Annotated in this window: 24 protein-coding genes; 9 read left to right on the top strand and 15 right to left on the bottom strand. The window is 68.9% G+C overall.

Features of this window, described 5'->3' with window-relative positions; genetic code table 11:
• Positions 1-9 precede the first annotated feature (9 nt).
• The 6 genes from ACGFX9_RS00710 to ACGFX9_RS00735 form a co-directional block, all read right to left on the bottom strand.
• Positions 10-1,278 carry a cysteine desulfurase gene (locus ACGFX9_RS00710; protein WP_393463034.1) on the bottom strand — a complete coding sequence of 423 codons (1,269 nt, stop codon included), beginning with the start codon at positions 1,276-1,278 and terminating at the stop codon, positions 10-12.
• Positions 1,275-2,039 carry a Fe-S cluster assembly ATPase SufC gene (sufC, locus tag ACGFX9_RS00715; protein ID WP_393463035.1) on the bottom strand — a complete coding sequence of 255 codons (765 nt, stop codon included), beginning with the start codon at positions 2,037-2,039 and terminating at the stop codon, positions 1,275-1,277. Before sufC ends, ACGFX9_RS00710 begins: the two co-directional genes overlap by 4 nt.
• A gap of 5 nt (positions 2,040-2,044) precedes the next feature.
• On the bottom strand, positions 2,045-2,362 hold the full coding sequence (locus ACGFX9_RS00720) for a bifunctional 3-phenylpropionate/cinnamic acid dioxygenase ferredoxin subunit (protein WP_393463036.1): 318 nt from the start codon (positions 2,360-2,362) through the stop codon (positions 2,045-2,047).
• On the bottom strand, positions 2,359-3,540 hold the full coding sequence (sufD, locus tag ACGFX9_RS00725) for a Fe-S cluster assembly protein SufD (RefSeq protein WP_393463037.1): 1,182 nt from the start codon (positions 3,538-3,540) through the stop codon (positions 2,359-2,361). The genes ACGFX9_RS00720 and sufD overlap by 4 nt, the downstream gene beginning before the upstream one ends.
• Before the next feature lie 65 nt (positions 3,541-3,605).
• Positions 3,606-5,027, bottom strand: coding sequence for a Fe-S cluster assembly protein SufB (gene sufB, locus ACGFX9_RS00730; RefSeq protein WP_393463038.1), 1,422 nt, complete (start codon positions 5,025-5,027; stop codon positions 3,606-3,608).
• The gene (locus ACGFX9_RS00735; protein ID WP_393463039.1) at positions 5,024-5,755 is read right to left on the bottom strand and encodes a helix-turn-helix transcriptional regulator; all 732 of its coding nucleotides are present in this window, start codon (positions 5,753-5,755) and stop codon (positions 5,024-5,026) included. Before ACGFX9_RS00735 ends, sufB begins: the two co-directional genes overlap by 4 nt.
• A gap of 161 nt (positions 5,756-5,916) precedes the next feature.
• On the opposite strand from ACGFX9_RS00735, the gene ACGFX9_RS00740 reads away from it, so the two are divergent.
• The 4 genes from ACGFX9_RS00740 (at position 5,917) to ACGFX9_RS00755 (ending at position 9,596) form a co-directional block, all read left to right on the top strand.
• The gene (locus ACGFX9_RS00740; protein WP_393463040.1) at positions 5,917-6,729 is read left to right on the top strand and encodes an aminoglycoside N(3)-acetyltransferase; all 813 of its coding nucleotides are present in this window, start codon (positions 5,917-5,919) and stop codon (positions 6,727-6,729) included.
• Positions 6,730-6,788: 59 nt separating this feature from the next.
• Positions 6,789-7,715 carry an ABC transporter ATP-binding protein gene (locus ACGFX9_RS00745; protein ID WP_393463041.1) on the top strand — a complete coding sequence of 309 codons (927 nt, stop codon included), beginning with the start codon at positions 6,789-6,791 and terminating at the stop codon, positions 7,713-7,715.
• Positions 7,712-8,500, top strand: coding sequence for an ABC transporter permease (locus ACGFX9_RS00750; RefSeq protein WP_393463042.1), 789 nt, complete (start codon positions 7,712-7,714; stop codon positions 8,498-8,500). Before ACGFX9_RS00745 ends, ACGFX9_RS00750 begins: the two co-directional genes overlap by 4 nt.
• Positions 8,501-8,588: 88 nt before the next feature.
• A complete protein-coding gene (locus ACGFX9_RS00755; protein ID WP_393463043.1) occupies positions 8,589-9,596 on the top strand; it encodes a heme A synthase in 1,008 nt (335 codons plus the stop codon).
• Between the two features lie 10 nt (positions 9,597-9,606).
• Here the strand turns inward: ACGFX9_RS00755 and ACGFX9_RS00760 are convergent, their stop codons facing one another.
• The 3 genes from ACGFX9_RS00760 to ACGFX9_RS00770 all read right to left on the bottom strand — a co-directional run bounded on the left by ACGFX9_RS00760 (position 9,607) and on the right by ACGFX9_RS00770 (position 12,244).
• Entirely contained in the window at positions 9,607-10,698 is a 1,092-nt protein-coding gene (locus tag ACGFX9_RS00760) for an amidohydrolase family protein (RefSeq protein WP_393463044.1), read from the bottom strand.
• A 92-nt stretch (positions 10,699-10,790) separates the two neighbouring features.
• On the bottom strand, positions 10,791-11,138 hold the full coding sequence (locus tag ACGFX9_RS00765) for a hypothetical protein (RefSeq protein ID WP_393463045.1): 348 nt from the start codon (positions 11,136-11,138) through the stop codon (positions 10,791-10,793).
• Between the two features lie 152 nt (positions 11,139-11,290).
• Positions 11,291-12,244, bottom strand: a complete 954-nt coding sequence (locus tag ACGFX9_RS00770; protein ID WP_393465483.1) for a heme o synthase — start codon at positions 12,242-12,244, stop codon at positions 11,291-11,293.
• 388 nt (positions 12,245-12,632) lie between these two features.
• Between ACGFX9_RS00770 and tkt the strand changes: the two genes are divergently transcribed.
• Genes tkt through pgl form a run of 5 tightly spaced genes read left to right on the top strand, consistent with a single transcriptional unit; the run spans position 12,633 to position 19,211 of the window.
• The gene (gene tkt, locus ACGFX9_RS00775; protein ID WP_393463046.1) at positions 12,633-14,726 is read left to right on the top strand and encodes a transketolase; all 2,094 of its coding nucleotides are present in this window, start codon (positions 12,633-12,635) and stop codon (positions 14,724-14,726) included.
• Between the two features lie 36 nt (positions 14,727-14,762).
• Positions 14,763-15,881 (top strand): transaldolase, encoded by a 1,119-nt coding sequence (gene tal / locus ACGFX9_RS00780; RefSeq protein WP_393463047.1) that lies wholly within the window; start codon positions 14,763-14,765, stop codon positions 15,879-15,881.
• Between the two features lie 5 nt (positions 15,882-15,886).
• Positions 15,887-17,410: a glucose-6-phosphate dehydrogenase gene (gene zwf, locus ACGFX9_RS00785; RefSeq protein ID WP_393463048.1), complete on the top strand. Its 1,524-nt coding sequence runs from the start codon at positions 15,887-15,889 to the stop codon at positions 17,408-17,410.
• Positions 17,407-18,435, top strand: a complete 1,029-nt coding sequence (gene opcA / locus ACGFX9_RS00790) for a glucose-6-phosphate dehydrogenase assembly protein OpcA (protein WP_393463049.1) — start codon at positions 17,407-17,409, stop codon at positions 18,433-18,435. The genes zwf and opcA overlap by 4 nt, the downstream gene beginning before the upstream one ends.
• Positions 18,432-19,211 carry a 6-phosphogluconolactonase gene (pgl, locus tag ACGFX9_RS00795; protein WP_393463050.1) on the top strand — a complete coding sequence of 260 codons (780 nt, stop codon included), beginning with the start codon at positions 18,432-18,434 and terminating at the stop codon, positions 19,209-19,211. Before opcA ends, pgl begins: the two co-directional genes overlap by 4 nt.
• A gap of 70 nt (positions 19,212-19,281) precedes the next feature.
• On the opposite strand, the gene pgi is transcribed toward pgl, so the two are convergent.
• The 6 genes from pgi to gap form a co-directional block, all read right to left on the bottom strand.
• Positions 19,282-20,934: a glucose-6-phosphate isomerase gene (gene pgi, locus ACGFX9_RS00800; protein ID WP_393463051.1), complete on the bottom strand. Its 1,653-nt coding sequence runs from the start codon at positions 20,932-20,934 to the stop codon at positions 19,282-19,284.
• Positions 20,935-21,132: 198 nt separating this feature from the next.
• Positions 21,133-21,468, bottom strand: a complete 336-nt coding sequence (locus ACGFX9_RS00805) for an RNA polymerase-binding protein RbpA (RefSeq protein ID WP_267241347.1) — start codon at positions 21,466-21,468, stop codon at positions 21,133-21,135.
• Between the two features lie 193 nt (positions 21,469-21,661).
• On the bottom strand, positions 21,662-21,892 hold the full coding sequence (gene secG / locus ACGFX9_RS00810) for a preprotein translocase subunit SecG (RefSeq protein ID WP_067430519.1): 231 nt from the start codon (positions 21,890-21,892) through the stop codon (positions 21,662-21,664).
• A gap of 113 nt (positions 21,893-22,005) precedes the next feature.
• Complete coding sequence (gene tpiA / locus ACGFX9_RS00815) at positions 22,006-22,782, bottom strand: triose-phosphate isomerase (protein WP_393463052.1); 777 nt, start codon at positions 22,780-22,782, stop codon at positions 22,006-22,008.
• Between the two features lie 6 nt (positions 22,783-22,788).
• Entirely contained in the window at positions 22,789-24,000 is a 1,212-nt protein-coding gene (locus ACGFX9_RS00820) for a phosphoglycerate kinase (RefSeq protein WP_393463053.1), read from the bottom strand.
• A gap of 108 nt (positions 24,001-24,108) precedes the next feature.
• Complete coding sequence (gene gap / locus ACGFX9_RS00825; RefSeq protein ID WP_393463054.1) at positions 24,109-25,119, bottom strand: type I glyceraldehyde-3-phosphate dehydrogenase; 1,011 nt, start codon at positions 25,117-25,119, stop codon at positions 24,109-24,111.
• Positions 25,120-25,243: the final 124 nt, after the last annotated feature.

The following is a 25,243-nucleotide window of genomic DNA, read 5'->3' on the forward strand; positions in this document are numbered from 1 at the left end:
GTCAGCCCCTCAGCCGAAGAAGTTCCGTACGTGCTCCAGGCCGTCGATCAGCGCGTCGATCTCGCCGGGCGTGGAGTACAGATAGAACGACGCTCGCGTGGTCGCAGGAATTCCGTACCGGAGGCAGACGGGGCGGGCGCAGTGGTGTCCCACGCGGACCGCGATGCCTTCCTCGTCCAGAACCTGGCCCACGTCGTGCGGGTGGATGTCGCCGAGCGCGAAGGAGATCGCGGCGCCGCGGTCCTCGGCCGATGCCGGGCCGATGATCCGGAGGTCGGGGACCTCCAGGAGGCGCTTGATCGCGTACTCGGTGATCGCGTGCTCATGAGCGGCGATCTTGTCCATGCCGATCGCGGTGAGGTAGTCCACGGCCGCGCCGAGGCCGACGGCCTGGGAGACCGGGGGCGTGCCCGCCTCGAACTTGTGCGGCGCGGGAGCGTACGTCGACGAGCTCATCGAGACCGTCTCGATCATCTCGCCGCCACCGAGGAACGGCGGCAGGTCCTCAAGGAGTTCCTGCCGGCCCCACAGGACGCCGATGCCCGTCGTGGCCAGCATCTTGTGGCCGGTGAAGGCCACGAAGTCGGCCTGCAGCGCCTGCACGTCGAGCACCATGTGCGGGGCGGCCTGCGAGGCGTCGATGAGGACGAGCGCGCCGACCTCCTGCGCACGGCGGACGATCGCCTCGACGGGGTTGTGCGTGCCCAGGATGTTCGAGACCAGGACGAAGGAGACGATCTTCGTCTTCTCCGTGATGATCTCGTTCATGTTGGACAGGTCGAGCCGGCCGTCGTCCGTGAGACCGAACCACTTCAGCTTCGCGCCCGTGCGCTGCGAGAGCAGCTGCCACGGCACGATGTTCGAGTGGTGCTCCATCTCCGTGATGACGATCTCGGTCTCGTGGTCCACGCGGTAGGGCTCGTCGGCCCAGCCGAGCATGTTGGCCACGAGGTTGAGCGACTCCGAGGCGTTCTTGGTGAAGATCACCTCGTCGCGGCTCGGAGCGTTGATGAAGGCCGCGACCTTGTCACGGGCGCCCTCGTACAGCTCCGTGGCCTCTTCCGCGAGGACGTGCACGCCGCGGTGGACGTTGGCGTTGTGCTTCTCGTAGTACTCGTTGAGTACGTCGAGCACCTGGCGCGGCGTCTGGGACGTGGCCGCGTTGTCCAGGTACACAAGCTTCTTGCCGTCGTGGATCGTGCGATCCAGGATCGGGAAGTCCTTGCGGATCGCCTCGGTGTCGAGGAGGCCGGAGAGCCCCTGGTGGGCCACTGTCACGCGGATACGCCACCCTTCGTGTAAGCCTCGTAGCCCTCGGCCTCGAGCTTGTCGGCGAGCTCGGCGCCGCCGGACTCGGCGATGCGGCCGTTCGCGAAGACGTGCACGAAGTCGGGCTTGATGTAGCGCAGGATGCGCGTGTAGTGCGTGATCAGCAGGGTGCCGACCTCGCCGGACTCACGGATGCGGTTGACGCCGTCGGAGACCTGACGCAGGGCGTCGACGTCCAGGCCGGAGTCCGTCTCGTCGAGGATCGCGATCTTCGGCTTGAGGAGCTCCATCTGGAGGATCTCGTGGCGCTTCTTCTCACCGCCGGAGAAGCCCTCGTTCACGTTGCGCTCGGCGAAGGCCGGGTCCATGTGGAGCTTCTCCATCGCGGCCTTGACCTCCTTCACCCAGGTGCGCAGCTTGGGGGCCTCGCCGCGGATCGCCGTCGCCGACGTACGCAGGAAGTTGGAGACCGAGACGCCGGGGACCTCGACCGGGTACTGCATGGCCAGGAACAGGCCGGCGCGGGCGCGCTCGTCGACGGACATCTCAAGGACGTTCTCGCCGTCGAGGGTGACGGTGCCCTGCGTGATCGTGTACTTGGGGTGACCCGCGACGGAGTAGGCGAGCGTCGACTTGCCGGAGCCGTTCGGGCCCATGATGGCGTGCGTCTCGCCCTGCTTCACGGTCAGGTCGACACCCTTGAGGATTTCCTTGGTGCCGTTGTCGACCTCGACGGTCACGTGCAGGTCTCGGATTTCAAGCGTTGCCATGTGCCTCAGGACTCCTGGGTGAGGGAGACGAGCACATCGTCCCCTTCGATCTTTACGGGGTATACGGGGACGGGGCGCGTCGCGGGGAGGCCGGACGGCTTGCCGGTGCGGAGGTCGAAGGCGGAGCCGTGCAGCCAGCATTCGATCTGACAGTCCTCCACCTCTCCCTCGGAGAGGGAGACGTTCGCGTGCGAGCAGATGTCGTTGATCGCGAACACCTCGCCCTCGGTGTGGACGACCGAGACCGGCGTGCCGTCGAGTTCCACCCGCTTCGGGGTGTCCTCCGTCAGCTCGCTCAGTCCACAGGCGCGTACGTAGGTCATGCGGCCGACGCCTCCAGCTCCTCTTCGATCTTGGCGAGGAGGCGCTCTTCGATGTCGGGCAGACCGATCTGCTGGATCAGCTCGGCGAAGAACCCGCGGACCACGAGGCGGCGCGCCTCGTCCTGCGGGATGCCGCGCGACTGGAGGTAGAAGAGCTGCTCGTCGTCGAAGCGGCCGGTCGCCGACGCGTGACCCGCTCCGACGATCTCGCCGGTCTCGATCTCGAGGTTCGGCACGGAGTCGACGCGGGCGCCGTCGGTCAGAACCAGGTTGCGGTTCATCTCGTACGTGTCCGTGCCCTCGGCCGCGGCCTCGATGAGGACGTCGCCGATCCACACCGCGTGGGCGTCCTGGCCCTGGAGCGCGCCCTTGTAGACGACGTTCGACTTGCAGTGCGGCATGTTGTGGTCGACCAGGAGGCGGTGCTCCTGGTGCTGGCCCGCGTCGGTGACGTACAGGCCGAAGAACTCGGCCTCGCCGCCCGTGCCCGCGTACTCGACGCGGGGGTGCAGGCGGACGACGTCGCCGCCGAAGGTCACGACGACCGACTTGAAGGAGGCGTCCCGGCCGACAAGCGCGTTGTGCTGGGCGACGTGGACGGCCTTGTCGTCCCAGTCCTGGACGGAGACGACGGTCAGCTTGGCGCCGTCGCCCAGGAGGTAGTCGACGTTCGCGGCGAGCACGGCGTCACCGGTGTGGTCGATGACGACGAGGGCCTCGGCGAACGCGCCCACCTCGATGACCTGGTGCGCGAAGGCGGTCCCGCCCTCGCCGTGCACGGCGATCCGGATCGGCTCCGTGAGGACCGTCTCCTTGGGGACGGTCACGACCGAGGCCTTCTCGAAGGAGCTGAAGGCCTGCGCGGCGACGCGGTCGACGGGCTTGCCCGCCTTGCCCACGCGCGCGTCGTCACGGCCGACGGTCTCCTGGACCACACCGGCCGGGGCGCTCACCTCGACGCGGATGCCGCCGGTGGCGACCGCCGTGCCGTCGTGCAGCCCGCGCAGGCGCTCCAGCGGAGTGAACCGCCACTCCTCCTCGCGGCCGTGGGGGACGGGGAAGTCCGCCACGTCGAAGGACGGGGGCGCGCTCATGCGGGTGGCGACGGTGGACTCGGCGGCCACCGCGATGGACCCGGCGGTCGTGGACCCGACCGGAATATTCTGAGCCTCAGCCATGGCTGTCGTCGTGCTCTCTCTCTGCGTAAGAAGTCAGTCGCTGCTGCGGGGGACGGCGGCCGGTCTTAACCGACCGAGCCCTCCATCTGCAGCTCGATCAGCCGGTTCAGCTCCAGGGCGTACTCCATGGGCAGCTCCTTGGCGATCGGCTCGACGAAGCCGCGCACGATCATCGCCATGGCCTCGAACTCCGTCATACCGCGGCTCATCAGGTAGAAGAGCTGGTCGTCGGAGACCTTGGAGACGGTCGCCTCGTGGCCCATCGACACGTCGTCCTCGCGGACGTCGACGTACGGGTAGGTGTCCGAACGCGAGATCGTGTCGACGAGCAGCGCGTCACAGAGCACGTTCGACTTCGAGCCGTGAGCGCCCTCGCCGATCTCGACCAGACCGCGGTACGAGGTGCGGCCGCCGCCTCGGGCCACCGACTTGGAGACGATGTTCGAGGAGGTGTTCGGCGCCATGTGGACCATCTTGGAGCCGGCGTCCTGGTGCTGGCCCTCGCCCGCGAAGGCGATGGACAGGGTCTCGCCCTTGGCGTGCTCGCCCATGAGGTAGACGGCGGGGTACTTCATCGTCACCTTGGAGCCGATGTTGCCGTCGATCCACTCCATGGTCGCGCCCTCGTACGCCACGGCGCGCTTGGTGACCAGGTTGTAGACGTTGTTCGACCAGTTCTGGATCGTCGTGTAGCGGCAGCGGCCGCCCTTCTTGACGATGATCTCGACGACGGCGGAGTGCAGGGAGTCCGACTTGTAGATCGGCGCCGTGCAGCCCTCGACGTAGTGAACGTAGGCGTCCTCGTCCACGATGATCAGGGTCCGCTCGAACTGGCCCATGTTCTCCGTGTTGATGCGGAAGTAGGCCTGGAGCGGGATCTCGACCTGCACGCCCTTGGGGACGTAGATGAAGGATCCACCGGACCACACGGCGGTGTTCAGCGACGCGAACTTGTTGTCGCCGACCGGGATGACCGTGCCGAAGTACTCCTTGAAGAGCTCCGGGTGCTCCTTCAGCGCCGTGTCGGTGTCCATGAAGATGACGCCCTGCTCCTCCAGGTCCTCACGGATCTGGTGGTAGACGACCTCGGACTCGTACTGGGCCGCGACACCGGCGACGAGGCGCTGCTTCTCCGCCTCGGGGATGCCGAGCTTGTCGTACGTGTTCTTGATGTCCTCGGGCAGGTCCTCCCAGGACGCCGCCTGCTTCTCCGTGGACCGCACGAAGTACTTGATGTTGTCGAAGTCGATGCCCGAGAGGTCGGAGCCCCAGTTGGGCATGGGCTTCTTGCCGAAGAGCCGCAGGCCCTTGAGGCGCAGCTTGGTCATCCACTCCGGCTCGGACTTCTTGGCCGAGATGTCCTTGACGACGTCTTCATTGATGCCGCGCTTGGCAGAGGCACCAGCCGCGTCGGAGTCGGCCCAGCCGTATTCGTACGTACCCAGGCCCTCGAGTTCGGGGTGGGCAGTCTCCGTGGGGAGCGTCATGCGGGGTTCCTCCCGGCCGTGCTTGCGGATGCGATATCAGTGGTGTGCGGGGGCTGTGAGGCGTTGCGGGGAATGAACGTCGTGCAGACGCCGTCGCCGTGGGCGATGGTGGCGAGCCGCTGGACGTGTGTCCCCAGCAGGATGGAGAAGATCTCCGTCTCCGCCTCGCAGAGTTGTGGGTACTGCTCGGCGACGTGGGCGACCGGGCAGTGGTGCTGGCACAGCTGCTCACCTACCGGGGCGCTGCGAGCCGTAGCAGCGTACCCGTCGGCGGTCAACGCCTTCGCGAGAGCCTCGGTGCGCTGCTCGGGGGGCGCCGCGTCGATGGCTTTCCGGTAGGCCAGGGCCTGGGCGGCGATCCGCTCGCGGGCGAATTCGACGACCGCTCCTTCGCCGTGCCGCTCGCTGATCCAGCGCAGGGCGTCGGCGGCGAGCTTGTCGTACGACTGGTCGAAGGCGTCCCGGCCGCAGTCGGTGAGCGCGAAGACCTTGGCGGGGCGGCCACGCGTGCGCGCGCCGTAGACCCGCTGCTCACGGGGCTCGACGACGTTCTCATGGGCGAGTGCGTCGAGGTGCCTGCGCACGGCCGCCTGGGTCAGGCCGAGGCGGGTGGCGAGGTCGGCCACCGTGGACGGGCCGTTGTCCAGGATGGAGCGCGCGACCCGGTTGCGCGTAGACCGCTCCCCGGTCGCGAGTTCCTCCTGCGGAGCCTCGCCAACGTTTTTCACAACGCCATTGTTGCGTAATTCCTCAGAGCCTGACAACCCGCGTCCGGATCACGGTCCGGTGCGGTGTGTCACTTAGGCATACCTAAGCTGACCTGCGGAAATGATCACTGATCGATCAAATGGGTGGCGCGGGCAGGCCCGGGCGAGGAGACTCGCTGACCATGCCCACACCCCCTCCGACCGGCCCTTTGTGTACGCGGGCGTCCCTCGCCGCCGACCTCCGCGCGCTCGGCGTGACCCCCGGGGAGACCCTCCTCGCGCACTCCTCGCTGAGCGCCCTTGGGTGGGTCAGCGGAGGCCCTGTAACGGTCGTCCAGGCGCTCCTGGACACACTGGGCCAAAAGGGCACATTGGTGGTCCCCACCCAGTCCAGCGACAACTCCGACCCGGCCGAGTGGCAGGCCCCGCCCGTGCCCGAGTCCTGGTGGCCCGAGATCCGGGCGTCCATCCCCGCCTACGACCCCCGCACCACGCCCACCCGAGGCGTCGGCGTGATCCCCGAGACCGTACGGACCTGGCCCGGCGCCCTGCGCAGCGCCCACCCCCAGACCTCCTTCGCCGCGGTCGGCCCCCGCGCGCAGGCCCTCCTGGAGGGGCACGCCCTTGACTGCCGCCTCGGTGAGCGAAGCCCGCTGGCCCGCCTGGAGGAAACAGGCGCCCGCGTCCTGCTGCTCGGCGCGGGATTCGCCTCCTGCACCTCCTTCCACCTGGCCGAGTACCGACTCCCGGCGCCCGAAGTGGCCAACTCCTTCGCGGTCATGACGCCGGAGGGCCGCCGCTGGACGACCGTGCGCGAACCCTCGATCTCCGAGGAGCGCTTCGACGAACTCGGCGCCGACTTCGAGCGGGACCGCCCCGTGGTGCGGGGAACGGTGGGCGGGGCGACGGCCAGGCTCTTCCCGGTCGCGGATGCGGTCGCGTACGCGGAGAAGTGGCTGGAGACCCACCGCTCACGGGCCGAGTGGGCCGGGTAGTCGGCGGGGGCAGCAGCCCCCTGCCCGCCGGACCCGGGACGCTCTCTAGACTTCCCGCCATGGGAAATGAGTCCGTCGTCCAGGTCACGGGACTGGTCAAGCGGTACGGCAAGAAGACCGCGGTGGACGGCCTCGACCTGAGCGTCCGCGCGGGCACCGTCACCGCGGTCCTCGGCCCGAACGGCGCAGGCAAGACCACCACCATCGAGACCTGCGAGGGCTACCGCAGGCCGGACGCGGGCACGGTCCGCGTCCTCGGCCTCGACCCGGTCCGCGAGGCCGGCGCGCTGCGGCCCCGCATCGGCGTGATGCTGCAGTCCGGCGGCGTCTACTCCGGCGCCCGCGCCGACGAGATGCTGCGCCACATGGCGAAGCTGCACGCGCACCCCCTGGACGTGGGCGCGCTGATCGAGCGCCTGGGCCTGGAGAGCTGCGGCCGCACCACCTACCGGCGCCTTTCCGGCGGCCAGCAGCAGCGCCTCGCGCTCGCCATGGCCGTGGTCGGACGGCCCGAACTTGTCTTCCTGGACGAGCCGACCGCGGGCCTCGACCCGCAGGCACGCCGGGCCACCTGGGATCTCGTACGCGATCTGCGCACCGACGGCGTCAGCGTCATCCTCACCACGCACCACATGGACGAGGCCGAGCAGCTCGCCGACGAGGTCGCGATCATCGACGCGGGCAAGGTCATCGCCGAGGGCACCCCGGAGGAGCTGTGCCGCGGCGGCGCCGAGAACACCCTGCGCTTCTCCGGGCGCCCCGGACTCGACGTCGGCTCCCTCCTCAAGGCGCTCCCGCCGGACTCGGCCGCGGCCGAACTCACCCCGGGCGCCTACCGCGTCAGCGGCACGGTCGACCCGCAGCTGCTGGCCACGGTCACCTCCTGGTGCGCGCAGCACGGCGTGATGCCGGAGAAGATCGCCGTCGAACGCCACACACTCGAAGATGTCTTCCTGGAGCTCACAGGCAAGGAGCTGCGCGGATGAGCGCCGCCGGTACGTACACCCCGAAGCCGGGCGCCGCCCCGCTCCCCCGCATGATCGGCGCGCAGGCGGCCCTCGAGACGAAGATGCTGCTGCGCAACGGCGAGCAACTGCTCCTGACGGTCGTGATCCCGACCCTCCTGCTCGTGCTGTTCAGCGCGGTCGACATCGTCACTGTGCCTACTGAAACTGCGGGGGGTAAGGGCGAAGCCGTGGACTTCCTCGCGCCCGGCATCCTCGCGCTCGCCGTGATGTCCACGGCGTTCACCGGGCAGGCCATCGCGACGGGCTTCGAGCGGCGCTACGGAGTGCTCAAGCGGCTCGGCGCCTCGCCGCTGCCCCGCTGGGGCCTCATGGCGGCCAAGACCCTGTCGGTCCTGGTCACCGAGGTCCTGCAGATCGTGCTCCTGACGGTGATCGCCTTCGCGCTCGGCTGGTCGCCGCAGGGCAGCCCCTTCGCCGTACTCCTCCTCCTGGTCCTCGGCACCGCGGCCTTCTCCGGGCTCGGCCTGCTGATGGCCGGCACCCTCAAGGCGGAGGCGACGCTGGCCGCAGCGAACCTCGTCTTCCTGCTCCTGCTGGTCGGCGGCGGCGTCATCGTGCCCCTCGACAAGTTCCCGGACGCCGCCCAGTCGGTGCTCGGCCTGCTGCCGATCTCCGCCCTCTCGGACGGCCTGCGGGACGTGCTGCAGCACGGCGCCGGGATGCCGTGGGGGGATCTCGGGATCCTCGCGGTCTGGGCGGTGTTGGGGCTCGCGGCGGCGGGCAAGTTCTTCCGCTGGGAATAGCGTCCGGGAGCGGCGACCGGCGTAAGCCGCGTCACAGAACCACCGGATACGTCCCCCTCGTGAAGCCGTGCACAAGCGGCCCCCTACGATGGGGCCCGTGCCAAACGTGACCCGAGCCGACGCCGTCTCCGCCGTGCGCAACCCGCTCGCCTTCATCGCCGAACGCTGGACCCCGACACAGCGGACCGTCCAGCGCGCGGCCCTCATCTCGCTGGCGATGACGGTGTGCATCGTGGTCACCGGCGGCGCCGTCCGGCTGACGGGATCGGGCCTCGGCTGCCCGACCTGGCCCAAGTGCACGGACGACTCCCTGACGGCCACCCACGAGATGGGCTTCCACGGAGCCATCGAGTTCGGCAACCGCATGCTGACGTACGTGCTGTGCGCGGCCGTCGGCTGGGCCATCATCACGGCGCGCTCGCAGAAGCCGATGCGGCGCAGCCTGACGCGGCTCGGCTGGACCCAGTTCTGGCTGGTCATGGGCAACGCGGTGCTCGGCGGCATCGTGGTCCTCGTCGGCCTGAACCCGTACACGGTCGCGGCGCACTTCCTGCTCTCCACCGCCCTGATCGCGGTCGCCGTCACGATGTGGCAGCGCACCCGCGAGGGCGACGCCGATGCGCGCCCGCTGGTCGGGACGGCCGTGGCGCAGCTGGTGTGGTTCCTGGTCGCGGCCTCGGTGCTGCTCATCGCCGTCGGCACGGTCGTGACCGGCTCGGGGCCGCACGCGGGCGACTCCAGCGAGGTGCCGAGGATGGGCTTCGACTGGGAGACCGTCAGCAAACTGCACGCCGTGCTCGCCTGGATCGTGGTGACGCTCACGTTCGCCCTGTGGTTCGTCCTCAAGGCGGTCGACGCCCCCAAGGGCCCGCTGCACCGCACCCGCGACCTGTTCCTGATCCTGCTTGCCCAGGGCGCGATCGGCTACGTCCAGTACTTCACGGACCTGCCCGAGGTCCTGGTGGGCCTGCACATGTTCGGCTCGTGCGTGGTCTGGATCGGCGTGATGCGCGTCCTGCTCTCGCTGCGCGAACGGCCCTACGTCACGGCCGATGTGCCGTCCCAGACGGGCGACTCCCGGCTTTCGGCCGTCTGAGCCCAGCCGCTCAGCCGCCCTCCGAAAGCCCGTACACGCGGCGCGCGTTGCCCGCCGCGACGAGCTGCGCCACCCGCTGCGCGTCCGGCAGCGACCACGCCCCGTCGGCGACCCAGCCGCCGAGCACCTTTCCCAGCGCCGCCCCGAAGAGCCGCGCCCCCACCACGTGCAGCTCGGGAAGTCCGTGCGCGCCGCTGGAGAACAGCAGCTTGCCGAAGGGCGCGAGCTCCAGGATCTCCGCGAGCACGGCCGCCGCGCGGGCGCCCGTACGCACCAGGGCGGGGCCCAGATCGGCGTACACGTGCGGGAAGAGGCCCGCGAGGTCCGCGGCGTTGCGGTGGTAGGGGTAGCCGTGCAGCAGCACCAGGTCCGTGCCGAGCCCCGCGGTCGCCCGCGCGAAGCCGCCCAGGTAGGTCTGCGGGTCACCGGTCCCGGCGTGCAGTTGCAACGGGCGCCCCGAAGCGACCGCGATCCACAGCAGATGCCTCAGCAGTACGGGGTCCTGGAGCGCGCCGCCCACCTGACGCCCCGCAAGCCAGCGGCCCGCGGCGCCCCGCACCTCGCCGGGCCCCGGCGGTTCGGGGGCCAGGGCGATGCCGCGCCGCACGCCCGCGACGGAGGTGAAGGCGACGGCTCCCGCGGCGGCGGCGTGCACGGATTCGGCGAGGTTGGCGAGGAAGGAGTCGACGGTCCCGGAGGTGTCGGCCACCTGTTCGGCCAGTAACTCCAGGCGGACGATCTCGCGGGCTTCGGCGTCGCCGGTGGACGCCATCTCGCCGGGCCCCGTCAGATCCCCCGGCAGACCCGTGTCGACGAGATACGTGGTGATGCCGCTCCCCCGCAACAGCCGCCGCCCCGACTCCAGTACGCCGAGTTCGCGACGCCTGGCGAGATAGCGGGCGGGCGGGCAGTGCGGTTCGAGGCCGAGCAGCGGCGGGCACCAGCGGCGTACGGCGAAGCCCGTCTGGGTGTCGAAGAACGTGGTGCCGGGCGCGGGCGGTCCCTCGCCGCGGCCGAGGTGGGCCTCGAAGGTGCCAAGGCCCAGCTCCGTGCGCAGCACTCCGTGGCAGTACTGGTCGACCAGGGACGGCGTTTCGATCATCCGGGCTCCCTGTAGGCGGACCGTGCTCCTACGGTCCTAACGGGTGACCCGGGCGTCAGGTGTTGCTTGCGGCCGGTCTGTCCGTGACGGCCTCAGCCGTTGCTCGGACCGCCGACCTGAATGCCCGCCATGCGCGTCCACTCGTAGGGGCCGGTCTTCACCTTGGCCGCGAACTCGCCGTCGAAGGTCTCGTGGACGGTGATCCCGGCCTTCTCGACGGCGCTCTGCGCGATCGCGTAACTGGGCGCCACCAGGTCGCCCCAGCCGCCGTCATCGCCTACCAGGACGATGCGGGTGCCCTCGTGCCCGATGTACGCGAGCTGCCCCTCGGCACCGCCGTGCGCCCGGGCGAAGGCGCCGATCTCCTTGGCCAGCTTGGCCGCTCGGCGCTCGGCCTTGGCGGCGTACTTGCTGTCCTCATGCTGCTGCGTCTCTGCCATGCGCAGATGCTACCGACGGGTAGGTCGTCTGGCGACGGGCGGGTGGCGTGGCGTGGGCCACGCAGCAAACCGCGCCCCGTAAGGGGCGCGGGGAACTGCGCGATCAGCCACCGACGGCCCGCAGGGGGTGCGCCGGTCTCCCAGCGGAGCGCCTAGCGCAGGAAGGGGTCCACCGCGACCGCCACGAAGAGCAGCGAGACGTAGGTGATCGACCAGTGGAAGAGCCGCATCTCCTTGAGCTTGCCGCCGGTGGCCTCCGCCTTGGCGCGGTTCTGCAGGCCATGGGCCTCCCACAGCCAGTAGCCGCCGGTCACGAAGGCGACCGCCGTGTAGAACCAGCCGGTGTAGCCGAGGGGCTGGAGCAGCAGCGAGACGGCGACCATCACCCAGCTGTAGAGGACGATCTGCCGCGCGACCACCTTGTTCGAGGCGACGACCGGCAGCATCGGCACGCCCACGCGCGCGTAGTCGTCCTTCACCTTCATCGACAGCGGCCAGTAGTGCGGCGGCGTCCAGAAGAACATGACCAGGAAGAGGATGACCGGCGCCCAGGCCATGGAATTGGTGACCGCGGACCAGCCGATGAGGACCGGCATACAGCCCGCGATGCCGCCCCAGACGATGTTCTGCGAGGTGCGGCGCTTAAGGATCATCGTGTAGACGACCACGTAGAAGAGCAGCGCACCCAACGCGAGCCAGGCCGACAGCCAGTTGACGGCGAGGCCGAACAGCAGGGTGGAGGCGATGGCGAGCGCGATGCCGAACGCCAGGCACTCCCGCGGGCTCACCATTCCCGTGACGAGCGGCCGCTGGGACGTACGGTCCATGAGGGCGTCGATGTCACGGTCGATGTACATGTTGAGCGCGTTCGCGCCGCCCGCCGAGAGGTAACCGCCCAGGCAGGTCACGAAGACGAGCCAGAGGTCGGGCACCCCCTGCTCGGCGAGGAACATCACCGGAACGGTGGTGATGAGGAGGAGTTCGATGATCCGCGGCTTGGTGAGCGCCACGAACGCCATGACACGGGCCCCGAGCGGCCGGTGGCTTGGGCTTGAGCTCGTCCCGAGCGACCCCGCTGGACGGGATTCAACGGCCGTCACGCACACCCCTGACAGAGACTTCCCAGCAAGCCGCGTCGGACGTTCAGACATGAAGATCCGGTAAAGGCTCGCGCGTACCACGCCACTGTAGACGTTGCCCATACCTCGCCCATCGCGGGGGTGGGGTCGTGTTGAGCGACATGTCGGGCAGCCGAAAACACGGCCCGCCACCCATTCAGATGAGCGGTCCCGCACTCGTTCCGACAGTCCAGATGAGCGGCCCTGACATCACATGGTGAACACCGTGGATCCCTTTCGGGAGGCGGATCGCGGGCGGCACCCGCAGTCTGGAATGACTCGAAAAAATGCACGTCTTTACAGCGGTAGGCTCGACAGCGGCCGGTGGGATCTACATCGCCGGCATTCGACATGTGGAGAGGAGCCCTGACTCAGGGTGAGCACCAAGCCGACCACCACAGACCTCGAGTGGACCGAACTGGACCAGCGGGCCGTTGATACCGCCCGCGTCCTGGCCATGGACTCCGTACAGAAGGTCGGCAACGGCCATCCGGGTACGGCCATGAGCCTCGCGCCTGCCGCGTACACCCTCTTCCAGAAGGTGATGCGGCACGACCCCGCGGACGCCAACTGGACCGGACGCGACCGGTTCGTTCTTTCCGCGGGCCACTCGTCCCTGACCCTCTACATTCAGCTCTACCTGGCCGGCTTCGGCCTGGAGCTCGCTGACCTGGAGGCGTTCCGCACCTGGGGTTCGAAGACCCCCGGCCACCCGGAGTACGGGCACACCACGGGCGTGGAGACGACGACGGGCCCGCTGGGCCAGGGCGTCGCGAACGCCGTGGGCATGGCGATGGCCGCCCGTTACGAGCGTGGCCTGTTCGACCCGGAGGCCGCCGAGGGCGAGTCGCCGTTCGACCACCACATCTTCGCGATCGCCGGTGACGGCTGTCTCCAGGAGGGCATCTCCGGCGAGGCGTCGTCCATGGCCGGGCACCAGAAGCTCGGCAACCTCGTACTGCTGTGGGACGACAACCACATCTCGATCGAGGGCGACACGGAGACCGCGGTGTCCGAGGACACCATGAAGCGGTACGAGGCCTACGGCTGGCACGTCCAGCGCGTGGAGCCCAAGGAGAACGGCGACCTCGACCCGGCCGCCCTCTACAAGGCGATCCAGGCCGCGAAGGCCGTCACGGACAAGCCGTCCTTCATCGCGATGCGCTCGATCATCGCCTGGCCCGCACCGAACGCGCAGAACACCGAGGCCGCGCACGGCTCGGCGCTCGGCGACGAAGAGGTCGCGGCCACCAAGCGCGTCCTCGGCTTCGACCCGGAGCAGAACTTCGCGGTCTCCGACGAGGTCCTCACGCACACGCGTGCGGCGCTGGACCGCGGCCGTGACGCCAAGGCCGAGTGGGAGAAGAGCTTCGCCGCCTGGCGGACCGCCAACTCCGAGCGCGCCGCCGAGTTCGACCGCATCGCCTCGGGTGAGCTGCCGGCCGGCTGGGAGGAGAAGCTCCCGGTCTTCGAGACGGGCAAGGGTGTCGCGACGCGTGCCGCGTCCGGCAAGATCCTTCAGGCCCTCGGCCCGGTCATCCCCGAGCTGTGGGGCGGCTCCGCCGACCTCGCCGGCTCGAACAACACGACGATCGACAAGACGTCGTCGTTCCTCCCGGTGGGCAATCCGCTCCCGGAGGCCGACCCGTACGGCCGTACGATCCACTTCGGTATCCGCGAGCACTCGATGGCCGCGGAGATGAACGGCATCGCACTGCACGGCAACACCCGCATCTTCGGCGGCACCTTCCTGGTGTTCTCCGACTACATGCGCAACGCCGTACGCCTCTCCGCGCTGATGCACCTCCCGGTGACGTACGTGTGGACGCACGACTCCATCGGCCTCGGCGAGGACGGCCCGACGCACCAGCCGGTCGAGCACCTGGCCTCGCTGCGTGCCATCCCGGGCCTGAACGTCGTGCGCCCCGCGGACGCGAACGAGACGACCGTCGTGTGGCGCGAGATCCTCAAGCGCTTCACCAAGGAGTACGGCAAGGGCGCCCCGCACGGCCTCGCGCTGACCCGCCAGGGCGTCCCGACGTACGACCGCGAGGTCACCGAAGGCGCGGCCAAGGGCGGTTACGTCCTGTTCGAGGCCGACGGCGGCGCTCCCGAGGCCGTCCTCATCGGCACCGGCTCCGAGGTGCAGCTCGCCGTCGAGGCACGCGAGCAGCTCCAGGCCGCGGGCGTTCCGACGCGTGTCGTCTCGATGCCGTGCGTCGAGTGGTTCGAGGCACAGGACCAGGGGTACCGCGACAGCGTCCTTCCGCCGTCCGTCAGGGCGCGCGTGGCGGTCGAGGCGGGCATCGGCCTGACCTGGCACCGCTTCGTGGGTGACGCCGGGCGCATCGTCTCGCTGGAGCACTTCGGTGCGTCGGCCGACGGCAAGGTGCTCTTCCGCGAGTTCGGCTTCACCGCCGACCACGTGGCCGCAGCCGCCCGGGAATCGATCGACGCCGCACAGCGCTGACGCCGACATACGAACGAAGTAGGAGATGTAACCCCCATGACAGACGCACTCAAGCGCCTCTCCGACGAAGGCGTCGCGATCTGGCTGGACGACCTGTCGCGCAAGCGGATCACGTCCGGCAACCTCGCCGAGCTGATCGACCAGAGCCATGTGGTCGGTGTCACGACGAACCCGTCGATCTTCCAGAAGGCGATTTCGCAGGGCGACGGCTACGACGCGCAGCTCTCCGACCTCGCCACCCGCGAGGTCACGGTCGAAGAGGCCATCCGCATGATCACGACGGCGGACGTCCGTGACGCCGCCGACATCCTGCGCCCGGTGTTCGACGCGACGGGCGGCCAGGACGGCCGCGTGTCGATCGAGGTCGACCCGCGCCTGGCGCACAACACGAAGGCCACGACGGCCGAGGCCAAGCAGCTCGCCTGGCTGGTGGACCGTCCGAACGCGCTCATCAAGATCCCTGCCACCCAGGCGGGCATCCCGGCGATCACCGAGGTCATCGGCCTCGGTATCAGCGTCAACGTCACGCTGATCTTCTCGCTCGAGCGTTACCGCATGGTCATGGACGCGTACATCGCGGGCCTGGAGAAGGCCAAGGAGCGCGGCCTCGACCTCTCCAAGATCCACTCGGTGGCGTCCTTCTTCGTGTCCCGTGTGGACACCGAGATCGACAAGCGCCTCGACGCCATCGGCACGGACGAGGCCAAGTCCGCCAAGGGCAAGGCCGCACTCGCCAACGCCCGCCTCGCCTACGAGGCGTACGAGGAGGTCTTCTCCTCCGACCGCTGGGCCGCCCTCGACAAGGCGCAGGCCAACAAGCAGCGTCCGCTGTGGGCCTCGACCGGCGTCAAGGACCCGGCGTACAAGGACACCCTGTACGTCGACGACCTGGTCGCGCCGAACACGGTGAACACGATGCCGGAGGCCACTTTGGAGGCCACCGCCGACCACGGTTCGATCACCGGCAACACGATCGCGGGCACCTACGACCAGGCGCGTGCCGAGATCGCCGCCGTGGAGAAGCTCGGCATCTCGTACGACGAGGTCGTGCAGCTCCTGGAGGACGAGGGCGTCGACAAGTTCGAGGCCTCCTGGACCGACCTGCTCAAGTCGACCGAGGCCGAGCTCAAGCGCCTCGCTCCTTCGAAGGGCTGACCACTTTGTCAAGCAGCAATCCGCTGCGTGACGCCGCAGACCGACGGCTCCCGCGTATCGCGGGGCCGTCGGGCCTGGTCATCTTTGGCGTCACGGGCGATTTGTCCCGTAAAAAGCTGATGCCCGCTGTGTACGACCTCGCCAACCGAGGGCTTCTGCCGCCGGGCTTCTCACTCATCGGCTTCGCGCGTCGCGACTGGGAGGACGAGGACTTCGCCCAGGTCGTCCACGACGCGGTCAAGGAGCACTCGCGTACGCCGTTCCGCGAGGAGGTCTGGCAGCAGCTCATCCAGGGCATGCGCTTCGTCCAGGGAAACTTCGACGACGACGCCGCCTTCGAGCAGCTCAAGGCCACCATCCAGGATCTCGACAAGGCGCAGGGCACGGGCGGCAACTTCGCCTTCTACCTGTCGGTGCCGCCGAAGTTCTTCCCGCAGGTCGTCCAGCAGCTCAAGAAGCACGAGCTGGCGGACGCGCCCGAGGGTTCCTGGCGCCGCGCGGTCATCGAGAAGCCCTTCGGCCACGACCTGGCCTCGGCCAAGGACCTCAACTCGATCGTGCACGAGGTGTTCGCGCCGGACCAGGTGTTCCGGATCGACCACTACCTCGGCAAGGAGACCGTCCAGAACATCCTGGCGCTCCGCTTCGCCAACCAGATGTTCGAGCCGATCTGGAACCGGTCGTATGTGGACCACATCCAGATCACGATGGCCGAGGACATCGGTATCGGCGGCCGTGCCGGTTACTACGACGGCATCGGCGCCGCCCGCGATGTCATCCAGAACCACCTGCTCCAGCTGATGGCGCTGACCGCGATGGAGGAGCCCGCCTCCTTCGACGCGAACGCGCTGGTCGCCGAGAAGGCGAAGGTCCTGGGCGCCGTGCGGCTGCCCAAGGACCTCGGCGAGAGCACGGTCCGCGGTCAGTACGCCGCGGGGTGGCAGGGCGGCGAGAAGGCCGTCGGCTACCTCCAGGAAGAGGGCATCGACCCCAAGTCGAAGACCGACACCTACGCGGCCATCAAGCTGGAGGTGGACAACCGCCGCTGGGCGGGCGTCCCCTTCTACCTCCGCACCGGCAAGCGCCTGGGCCGTCGCGTCACGGAGATCGCGGTCGTCTTCCAGCGCGCGCCCCACTCCCCCTTCGACCACACGGCGACGGAGGAGCTGGGCCAGAACGCGATCGTCATCCGCGTCCAGCCCGACGAGGGCATCACGGTCCGGTTCGGCTCGAAGGTGCCCGGCACCTCGATGGAGATCCGTGACGTGTCGATGGACTTCGCGTACGGCGAGTCCTTCACCGAGTCCAGCCCGGAGGCGTACGAGCGCCTGATCCTGGACGTCCTGCTCGGCGACGCCAACCTCTTCCCGCGCACGGAGGAGGTCGAGCTGTCCTGGAACATCCTCGACCCGATCGAGGAGTACTGGGACAAGCACGGCAAGCCCGCGCAGTACCCGTCCGGGACCTGGGGCCCGTCCGAGGCGGACGAAATGCTCGCACGAGACGGACGGAGCTGGCGTCGCCCATGAAGATCGACCTTACGGACACCACGTCCAGCAAGATCAACAAGGCGCTCGTGAAGGGGCGCAGGGCGATCGGCACCCCAGCCGTCGGCATGGTGCTCACCCTCGTCATCGTCACCGACGAGGAGAACGCCTACGACGCCCTGAAGTCCGCCAACGAGGCGTCCCGCGAGCACCCCTCGCGCACCCTGGTCGTCATCAAGCGCGCCGCGCGCTCGCCCCGTGACCGCACGACATCGCGCCTCGACGCGGAGGTACGGGTCGGTGTCGAGGCGGGCACCGGCGAGACGGTGGTCCTGCGGCTGTACGGCGACGTCATCAACCACGCCCAGTCGGTCGTCCTGCCGCTGCTCCTTCCCGACGCACCCGTGGTCGTGTGGTGGCCGGTCAACGCGCCGCTCGACCCGGCCAACGACCCGCTGGGCGCGCTCGCCCAGCGCCGCGTCACGGACACGTACGCCGCGGAGCAGCCGATCCACGAGCTGACCGCGCGCGCCGAGGCCTACCACCCCGGCGACACGGACCTCTCCTGGACCCGGATCACCCCGTGGCGCTCGATGCTCGCGGCGGCCCTCGACCAGATCGCCTGCAAGGTGACGTCGGTCGAGGTGGAGGGCGAGGAGTTCAACCCGAGCTGCGAGCTGCTCGCCATGTGGCTCGCGAGCCGGCTCAACGTCCCGGTCAAGCGCTCGCTTTCGGCGGGCCCCGGCCTGACCGGCGTACGCATGGACACCGACTGCGGTCCCATCGTGCTCGGCCGGGCCGACGGCTCGCTGGCGACGCTCTCCATCCAGGGACAGCCCGACCGTGCGGTGGCGCTCAAGCGCCGCGAGACGGCCGAGCTGATCGCCGAGGAGCTGCGCCGCCTCGACCCGGACGACACCTACGCGTCCGCGCTGAAGTACGGCGTGGACCGCCTGGGTGAGCCGGCTGAGCGCAGCGCGGTCCCCGCGGTGGAAGAACCGGCCGAGGCGGCGAAGAAGTCCGCCCCCGCCAAGAAGACCGCGGCCAAGAAGGCGGCGGCGAAGTGAGCGCGGCCCCACAGCTGGTCGTGCACCGCGACAAGGAGCTGATGGCGCAGGCCGCGGCGGCCCGCCTCATCACGAAGATCGTCGACGCGCAGGCCGCCCGCGGCTACGCGTCGGTGGTCCTCACCGGTGGCCGCAACGGCAACGGCCTGCTTGCCGCGCTGAGTTCGGCTCCGGCCAAGGACGCGATCGACTGGTCGCGCCTCGACCTGTGGTGGGGCGACGAGCGCTTCCTGCCGGACGGCGACCCGGAGCGCAACTACACCCAGGCCAAGGAGGCACTGCTCGACTCGGTGCCGCTGAACCCGGCCCGGGTGCATCCGATGCCCGCGTCGGACGGCGCGTACGAGGTGGACGCGGCGGCCGAGATGTACGCCGCCGAGCTCACCGCGGCGGCGGGGCCCGAGGACCACGGTCCGGTCCCGACGTTCGACGTGCTGATGCTGGGCGTCGGCCCGGACACCCATGTCGCCTCGCTCTTCCCGGAGTTGCCCGCGGTCCGTGAGACGGAGCGGTCGGTGGTCGGCGTGCACGGCGCGCCCAAGCCGCCGCCCGTCCGCATCACGCTCACGCTCCCGGCGATCCGGGCGGCACGCGAGGTGTGGCTGCTCGCGGCGGGCGAGGACAAGGCGAACGCCGCGGCGATGGCCCTGTCCGGCGCGGGCGAGGTCCAGGCGCCCGCGGCGGGCGCGTACGGCAGGTCACGGACGCTGTGGCTGCTCGACGCGGCGGCGGCCTCGCAGCTGCCGCGCGACCTGTATCCGCCGGCTTCTCCCTGAGCCTGAGCGGTTCACACAGCAGTACGGCCCGGTCCGCCTCTCGGCGGGCCGGGCCGTACTGTTCAGCGGCTCAACGCCCGCGGAGCGTCCGGTACTTGGCGACGAGCGCCTTCGTCGACTCGTCGAGGCCCGGCACGGTGGCACCCTCGGTCAGCGCGGGCTCGATGCGCTTGGCGAGGACCTTGCCGAGCTCGACGCCCCACTGGTCGAAGGAGTCGATGTTCCACACGGCACCCTGCACGAACACCTTGTGTTCGTAGAGCGCGATGAGCTGACCGAGGACGGACGGCGTGAGTTCCTTGGCGAGGATCGTCGTCGTCGGGTGGTTGCCCTGGAACGTCTTGTGCGGGACGAGCTCCTCCGGCACTCCCTCGGCGCGCACCTCGTCGGGCGTCTTGCCGAAGGCCAACGCCTGCGTCTGCGCGAAGAAGTTGGCCATCAGGAGGTCGTGCTGGGCGACCAGGCCCGGCAGCAGATCGGCGACCGGCTCGGCGAAGCCGATGAAGTCGGCCGGGATCAACTTCGTACCCTGATGGATGAGTTGGTAGTACGCGTGCTGCCCGTTGGTACCCGGCGTGCCCCAGACCACCGGGCCCGTCTCCCAGTCCACCCGCTCGCCGTCACGGCCTACCGACTTGCCGTTGGACTCCATGTCCAGCTGCTGGAGGTACGCGGTGAACTTGGAGAGGTAGTGCGAGTACGGCAGGACGGCATGCGACTGGGCGTCGTGGAAGTTGCCGTACCAGACGCCCAACAGGCCAAGCAGGAGAGGCACGTTGGACTCGGCGGGGGCCGTGCGGAAGTGCTCGTCGACGAGGTGGAAGCCGTCGAGCATCTCGCGGAAGGCGTCCGGGCCGATCGCGAGCATCAGCGAGAGACCGATCGCCGAGTCGAACGAGTAACGGCCGCCGACCCAGTCCCAGAACTCGAACATGTTGGCCGTGTCGATGCCGAAGTCGGAGACCTTCCCGCCGTTCGTCGACAGCGCCACGAAGTGCTTGGCGACCGCGCTCTGGTCGGCGCGCAGGCCGGTCAGGAGCCAGTCGCGCGCGGAGGTCGCGTTCGTGATCGTCTCGATTGTGGTGAACGTCTTCGAGGCGATGATGAACAGCGTCTCCGCCGGGTCCAGGTCCCGCACGGCCTCGTGCAGGTCGGCGCCGTCGACGTTCGACACGAAGCGCACGGTGAGGTCCCGGTCGGTGAACGCGCGGAGCGCCTCGTACGCCATGGCGGGACCGAGGTCGGAGCCGCCGATGCCGACGTTCACGATGTTCTTGATGCGCTTGCCGGTGTGCCCGGTCCACTCGCCGGAGCGGACCTTGCCGGCGAAGGCGGCCATCTTGTCGAGCACGGCGTGCACGGCGGGCACCACGTTCTCGCCGTCGACCTCGATCACCGCGTCCCGCGGCGCGCGCAGCGCCGTGTGCAGGACCGCGCGGTCCTCGGTGGTGTTGATCTTCTCGCCGCGGAACATGGCGTCCCGCAGGCCGAAGACATCGGTCGCCACGGCAAGCTCGCGCAGGAGCGTCAGCGTCTCGTCGGTGACGAGGTGCTTGGAGTAGTCGATGTGCAGGTCACCGACCTGGAGCGTGTACCCCGTGCCGCGCGCCGGATCCTTGGCGAACAGCTCACGCAGCTGCACCTCCCCCAGCTGCTCCCGGTGCTTGCTGATCGCCGCCCACTCGGGCGTCCGGTTGAGCCTGGCGCGGCTTTCTGCGTTCATCTCGGACTTCAGCCTTCTCTCGTACCTGTGTACGTACCTTGCCCCGCTGCACGTTCCAACCTAATTGATCAGGGCCCGGTATGAGATGTCTGCAGCTGTCTGTCCGGACACGTCACGGTAAACGTCACGTGAAAGGCGGACAGGTCCGGAAAAGCACAGCGGCCGGACACCCTTAGATGTCCGGCCCCATCGCAAGTCCTAGATCTCGCCCCGCAGTTTGGCGAGCGCCTCCGCGAGAATCGCCTCGCCGTCCGCGTCGGTGCGCCGCTCACGCACGTACGCCAGATGCGTCTTGTACGGTTCGGTGCGGGGCGGGTCCGGCGGGTTGTCCCTGTCCTGACCGGCCGGGAAGCCGCAGCGGGGGCAGTCCCAAGTATCGGGAACCTGCGCGTCGCTGGCGAAGCTGGGCTGCGTCTCGTGCCCGTTGGAGCACCAGAAGGAGATGCGCAGACGCGGCGCGGACTCACCGCGCTCGGCCTCGCCCATCGGCCCCGCCCCGACCCGACTTCCTCGGATCGCGTTGCCACTTGCCACGGTCGTAACTCCCTGCGTGATGGTGCTGCTGCGGGCGCCTCAGTCTACGTAAGGCCCAACGCGCGTCCAGTGTTCGGAGTTACACCCTCACCCCGACACGCAAGCCCCATGATAATCCGCGCTTGTGAGCGCGCACCGTACATGGGGCTTTAAGCGAAGCTTTAGCAAGGTAGCAATCAAGCCGCTTTCGCGGTCAGTTGTTCACCTTCATCAACAGGCCGAGCACGACAATGCACGCGAACCACAGAAGACCGACCACGACGGTGATGCGGTCGAGGTTGCGCTCGGCGACCGACGAGCCGCCGACGGAGGACTGCATGCCGCCACCGAACATGTCGGAGAGACCGCCGCCCTTGCCCTTGTGCATCAGCACCAGCAGCATCATCAGCCCACTGAAGACGATCAGGGCGATCGAGAACCCCATAACCACGGCTGGACCAACTTCCTCGGATCTGGATCGACGACGGGGGCCGGTGCCTCGTGGTACGAAGCCGCCCGGCCCCCGCAAGGGTACGACGTATCGGCGCTACCGCATACTCACTGGTCGCGGAACCGGACGATCTTGACGAACTCGTCCGTGTCGAGCGCGGCGCCGCCCACGAGGGCGCCGTCGACGTCGGGCTGCGCCATGATCGCGGCGACATTGCCGGACTTCACGGAGCCGCCGTACTGGATGCGCACCTTGTCGGCGAGCTCCTGGGAGTACAGCTCGGCCAGACGGCCACGGATCGCACCGCAGACCTCCTGGGCGTCCTCGGGGGTCGCGACCTTGCCGGTGCCGATGGCCCAGACGGGCTCGTAGGCGATGACGATGGACTCGGCCTGCTCGGCCGGCAGGTCCTTGAGGCCGCCGTCGAGCTGGGCCAGCGTGTACTGGATCTGCTGGCCGGCCTCGCGGATGTCCAGGCCCTCGCCGATGCAGAGGATGGGGGTCAGGCCGTGCTTGTAGGCGGCCTTCACCTTGCCGTTGCAGATCTCGTCGGACTCGTCGTGGTACTGGCGGCGCTCGGAGTGGCCGACGGCCACGTACGTGCACTTCAGCTTGGCCAGCATCGGGCCCGAGATCTCGCCGGTGTACGCACCGGAGTCGTGCGCCGAGATGTCCTGGGCGCCGTACTTGATCTTGAGCTTGTCGCCGTCGACCAGGGTCTGCACCGAACGCAGGTCGGTGAAGGGGGCCAGGACGGCGACCTCGACGGCCTCGTAGTCCTTGTCGGCCAGGGCGAAGGCGAGCTTCTGGACGTGCGCGATGGCCTCGAGGTGGTTGAGGTTCATCTTCCAGTTGCCCGCCATCAGCGGGGTACGCGTAGTCATCAGGTGTCAGTTCTCCAGTGCGGCGAGGCCGGGGAGCGTCTTGCCCTCGAGGTATTCGAGGGAGGCGCCGCCGCCGGTGGAAATGTGGCCGAATGCGTTCTCGTCGAAACCCAGGGTCCGGACGGCCGCGGCGGAGTCGCCACCGCCGACGACCGTGAAGGCCGGGGAGTCGAGGAGGGCCTGGGCGACCGCCTTGGTGCCCTCGGCGTAGTCGGGGTGCTCGAAGACGCCCATCGGGCCGTTCCAGAAGACGGTGCCCGCGTCGGTGAGCTTCGAGGCGTAGAGCTTGCGGGTCTCGGGTCCGATGTCGAGACCCTCCTGGTCGGCCGGGATGGCGTCCGCGGCGACCGTGGTGGGGTGGGCCGGGGCCTTGGTCTTCAGGTCCGGGAACTCGGTGGAGATCAGCACGTCGACGGGGAGGACGAGCTCGACGCCGTTCTTCTCGGCGCGCTTCATGTACTCCTGGACGATCGGGACCTGGTCCTCCTGGAGGAGGGAGATGCCGACCTCGTGCCCCTGGGCCTTCAGGAAGGTGTAGGCCATGCCGCCGCCGATCAGGAGGCGGTCGGCCTTGCCGAGGAGCTGGTCGATGACGGCCAGCTTGTCGGAGACCTTGGCGCCGCCGAGCGCGACGACGTACGGACGCTTCACGTCCTCGGTGAGCTTCTTCAGGACGCCGACCTCGGTGGCGATGAGGTAGCCCGCGTAGTGCGGAAGGCGCGCCGGAAGGTCGTACACGGAGGCGTGCTTGCGGTGCACGGCACCGAAACCGTCGCCTACGTAGACGTCGGCGAGGGCGGCGAGCTTGTCGGCGAACTCGCCGCGCTCGGTGTCGTCCTTGGACGTCTCGCCCGCGTTGAAGCGCAGGTTCTCGATGACGGCGACCTGGCCGGGCTCAAGACCGTCGACCGCTTCGTGTGCGGCGGGGCCGACGGTGTCCTGGGCGAACGCCACGGGCTTGCCGAGGAGCTCGCCGAGGCGCTCGGCGGCGGGAAGCAGCGAGAACACCGGGTCCGGGGCGCCCTTGGGGCGGCCGAGGTGCGAGGCGACGATCACCTTGGCGCCGGCTTCGGCGAGCTTGGTGATCGTCGGCAGGACGGCGCGGATGCGGCCGTCGTCGGTGATGGTGCCGTCGGCGAGCGGCACATTGAGGTCGGCGCGGACGAAGACCCGCTTGCCTTCGACCCCGTCGGCGAGTAGTTCGTCGATCGTCTTCATGGCTGGACTCCAGGACTCCTTAGGAGGGCTGACGTGCAAGAAGGTCCGGACCGCGTGACTTTACGCGGTCCGGACCCTGTGCTCACATCGAGGTGTCTGCTCCGCTGATCAGAGCTGACCGCCGACGAAGACCGTGAGGTCGACGAGGCGGTTGGAGTAGCCCCACTCGTTGTCGTACCAGCCGAGGATCTTCACCGTCTTGCCCTCCTGGACCATGGTCAGGGAGGAGTCGAAGGTGCAGGAGGCCGGGTCGCCGACGATGTCCGAGGACACGATCGGGTCCTCGGTGTACGTGAGGAAGCCCTTGAGGTCGCCGTCGTCGGCGGCCTTCTTGAACGCGGCGTTGACCTCGTCCTTGGTGACGTCACGCTGCAGGTCCACGACCAGGTCGGTGGCCGAACCGGTCGGGACCGGGACGCGCATCGCGATGCCGTCGAGCTTGCCCTTGAGCTGCGGCAGGACCAGGGCGGTGGCCTTGGCGGCACCGGTCGTGGTCGGGATGATGTTCTCGGCGGCGGCGCGGGCGCGACGCAGGTCCGAGTGCGGGAAGTCCAGGATGCGCTGGTCGTTCGTGTACGCGTGAACCGTCGTCATCAGGCCCTTGACGATGCCGAAGTTCTCGTCGAGAACCTTGGCCATCGGCGCCACACAGTTGGTGGTGCAGGACGCGTTGGAGATGACGTGGTGGTTCGCCGCGTCGTACTTCTCCTGGTTGACGCCCATCACGATCGTGATGTCCTCGTCCTTGGCCGGAGCCGAGATGAGGACCTTCTTGGCGCCGCCCGCGATGTGCTTCTCGGCGTCGGCCTTCTTGGTGAAGATGCCCGTCGACTCGATCACGATGTCGACGCCGAGCTTGCCCCACGGAATGTCGGCGGGGTTGCGCTCGGACAGCACCTTGATGGTGTGGCCGTCGACGGTGATGGTGTCCTCGGTGTGCGACACCTCGGCCTTGAGACGGCCGAGAATCGTGTCGTACTTCAGCAGATGCGCTGTGGTCGCGGTGTCACCCAGGTCGTTGACAGCCACGATCTCGATGTCAGCACCCTGCTCAAGCAGCGCGCGGAAGTAGTTACGACCGATGCGGCCAAAGCCGTTGATGCCTACGCGGATCGTCACGAAACCGATCTCCTCGTTGGTACGCCGGTTTTAGACGCCGGCGAGTTGTATGGGATGTCCCCGACCGCCTCCGACCCTACCTCTCTGAAGGCCTTGGGGTGACATCGACAGGGACCGTGATCGA

It is taken from the genome of Streptomyces sp. NPDC048436 (genome assembly GCF_043200355.1).
Lineage (GTDB): Bacteria > Actinomycetota > Actinomycetes > Streptomycetales > Streptomycetaceae > Streptomyces.

Coding starts and splice junctions, on each gene's coding strand:
- sufC (WP_393463035.1), bottom strand. CDS start 2,039: ATGGCAACGCTTGAAATCCGAGACCTGCACGTGACCGTCGAGGTCGAC.
- ACGFX9_RS00720 (WP_393463036.1), bottom strand. CDS start 2,362: ATGACCTACGTACGCGCCTGTGGACTGAGCGAGCTGACGGAGGACACC.
- sufD (WP_393463037.1), bottom strand. CDS start 3,540: ATGGCTGAGGCTCAGAATATTCCGGTCGGGTCCACGACCGCCGGGTCC.
- sufB (WP_393463038.1), bottom strand. CDS start 5,027: ATGACGCTCCCCACGGAGACTGCCCACCCCGAACTCGAGGGCCTGGGT.
- ACGFX9_RS00740 (WP_393463040.1), top strand. CDS start 5,917: ATGCCCACACCCCCTCCGACCGGCCCTTTGTGTACGCGGGCGTCCCTC.
- ACGFX9_RS00745 (WP_393463041.1), top strand. CDS start 6,789: ATGGGAAATGAGTCCGTCGTCCAGGTCACGGGACTGGTCAAGCGGTAC.
- ACGFX9_RS00750 (WP_393463042.1), top strand. CDS start 7,712: ATGAGCGCCGCCGGTACGTACACCCCGAAGCCGGGCGCCGCCCCGCTC.
- ACGFX9_RS00755 (WP_393463043.1), top strand. CDS start 8,589: ATGGGGCCCGTGCCAAACGTGACCCGAGCCGACGCCGTCTCCGCCGTG.
- ACGFX9_RS00760 (WP_393463044.1), bottom strand. CDS start 10,698: ATGATCGAAACGCCGTCCCTGGTCGACCAGTACTGCCACGGAGTGCTG.
- ACGFX9_RS00765 (WP_393463045.1), bottom strand. CDS start 11,138: ATGGCAGAGACGCAGCAGCATGAGGACAGCAAGTACGCCGCCAAGGCC.
- tal (WP_393463047.1), top strand. CDS start 14,763: ATGACAGACGCACTCAAGCGCCTCTCCGACGAAGGCGTCGCGATCTGG.
- opcA (WP_393463049.1), top strand. CDS start 17,407: ATGAAGATCGACCTTACGGACACCACGTCCAGCAAGATCAACAAGGCG.
- pgi (WP_393463051.1), bottom strand. CDS start 20,934: ATGAACGCAGAAAGCCGCGCCAGGCTCAACCGGACGCCCGAGTGGGCG.
- secG (WP_067430519.1), bottom strand. CDS start 21,892: ATGGGGTTCTCGATCGCCCTGATCGTCTTCAGTGGGCTGATGATGCTG.
- tpiA (WP_393463052.1), bottom strand. CDS start 22,782: ATGACTACGCGTACCCCGCTGATGGCGGGCAACTGGAAGATGAACCTC.
- ACGFX9_RS00820 (WP_393463053.1), bottom strand. CDS start 24,000: ATGAAGACGATCGACGAACTACTCGCCGACGGGGTCGAAGGCAAGCGG.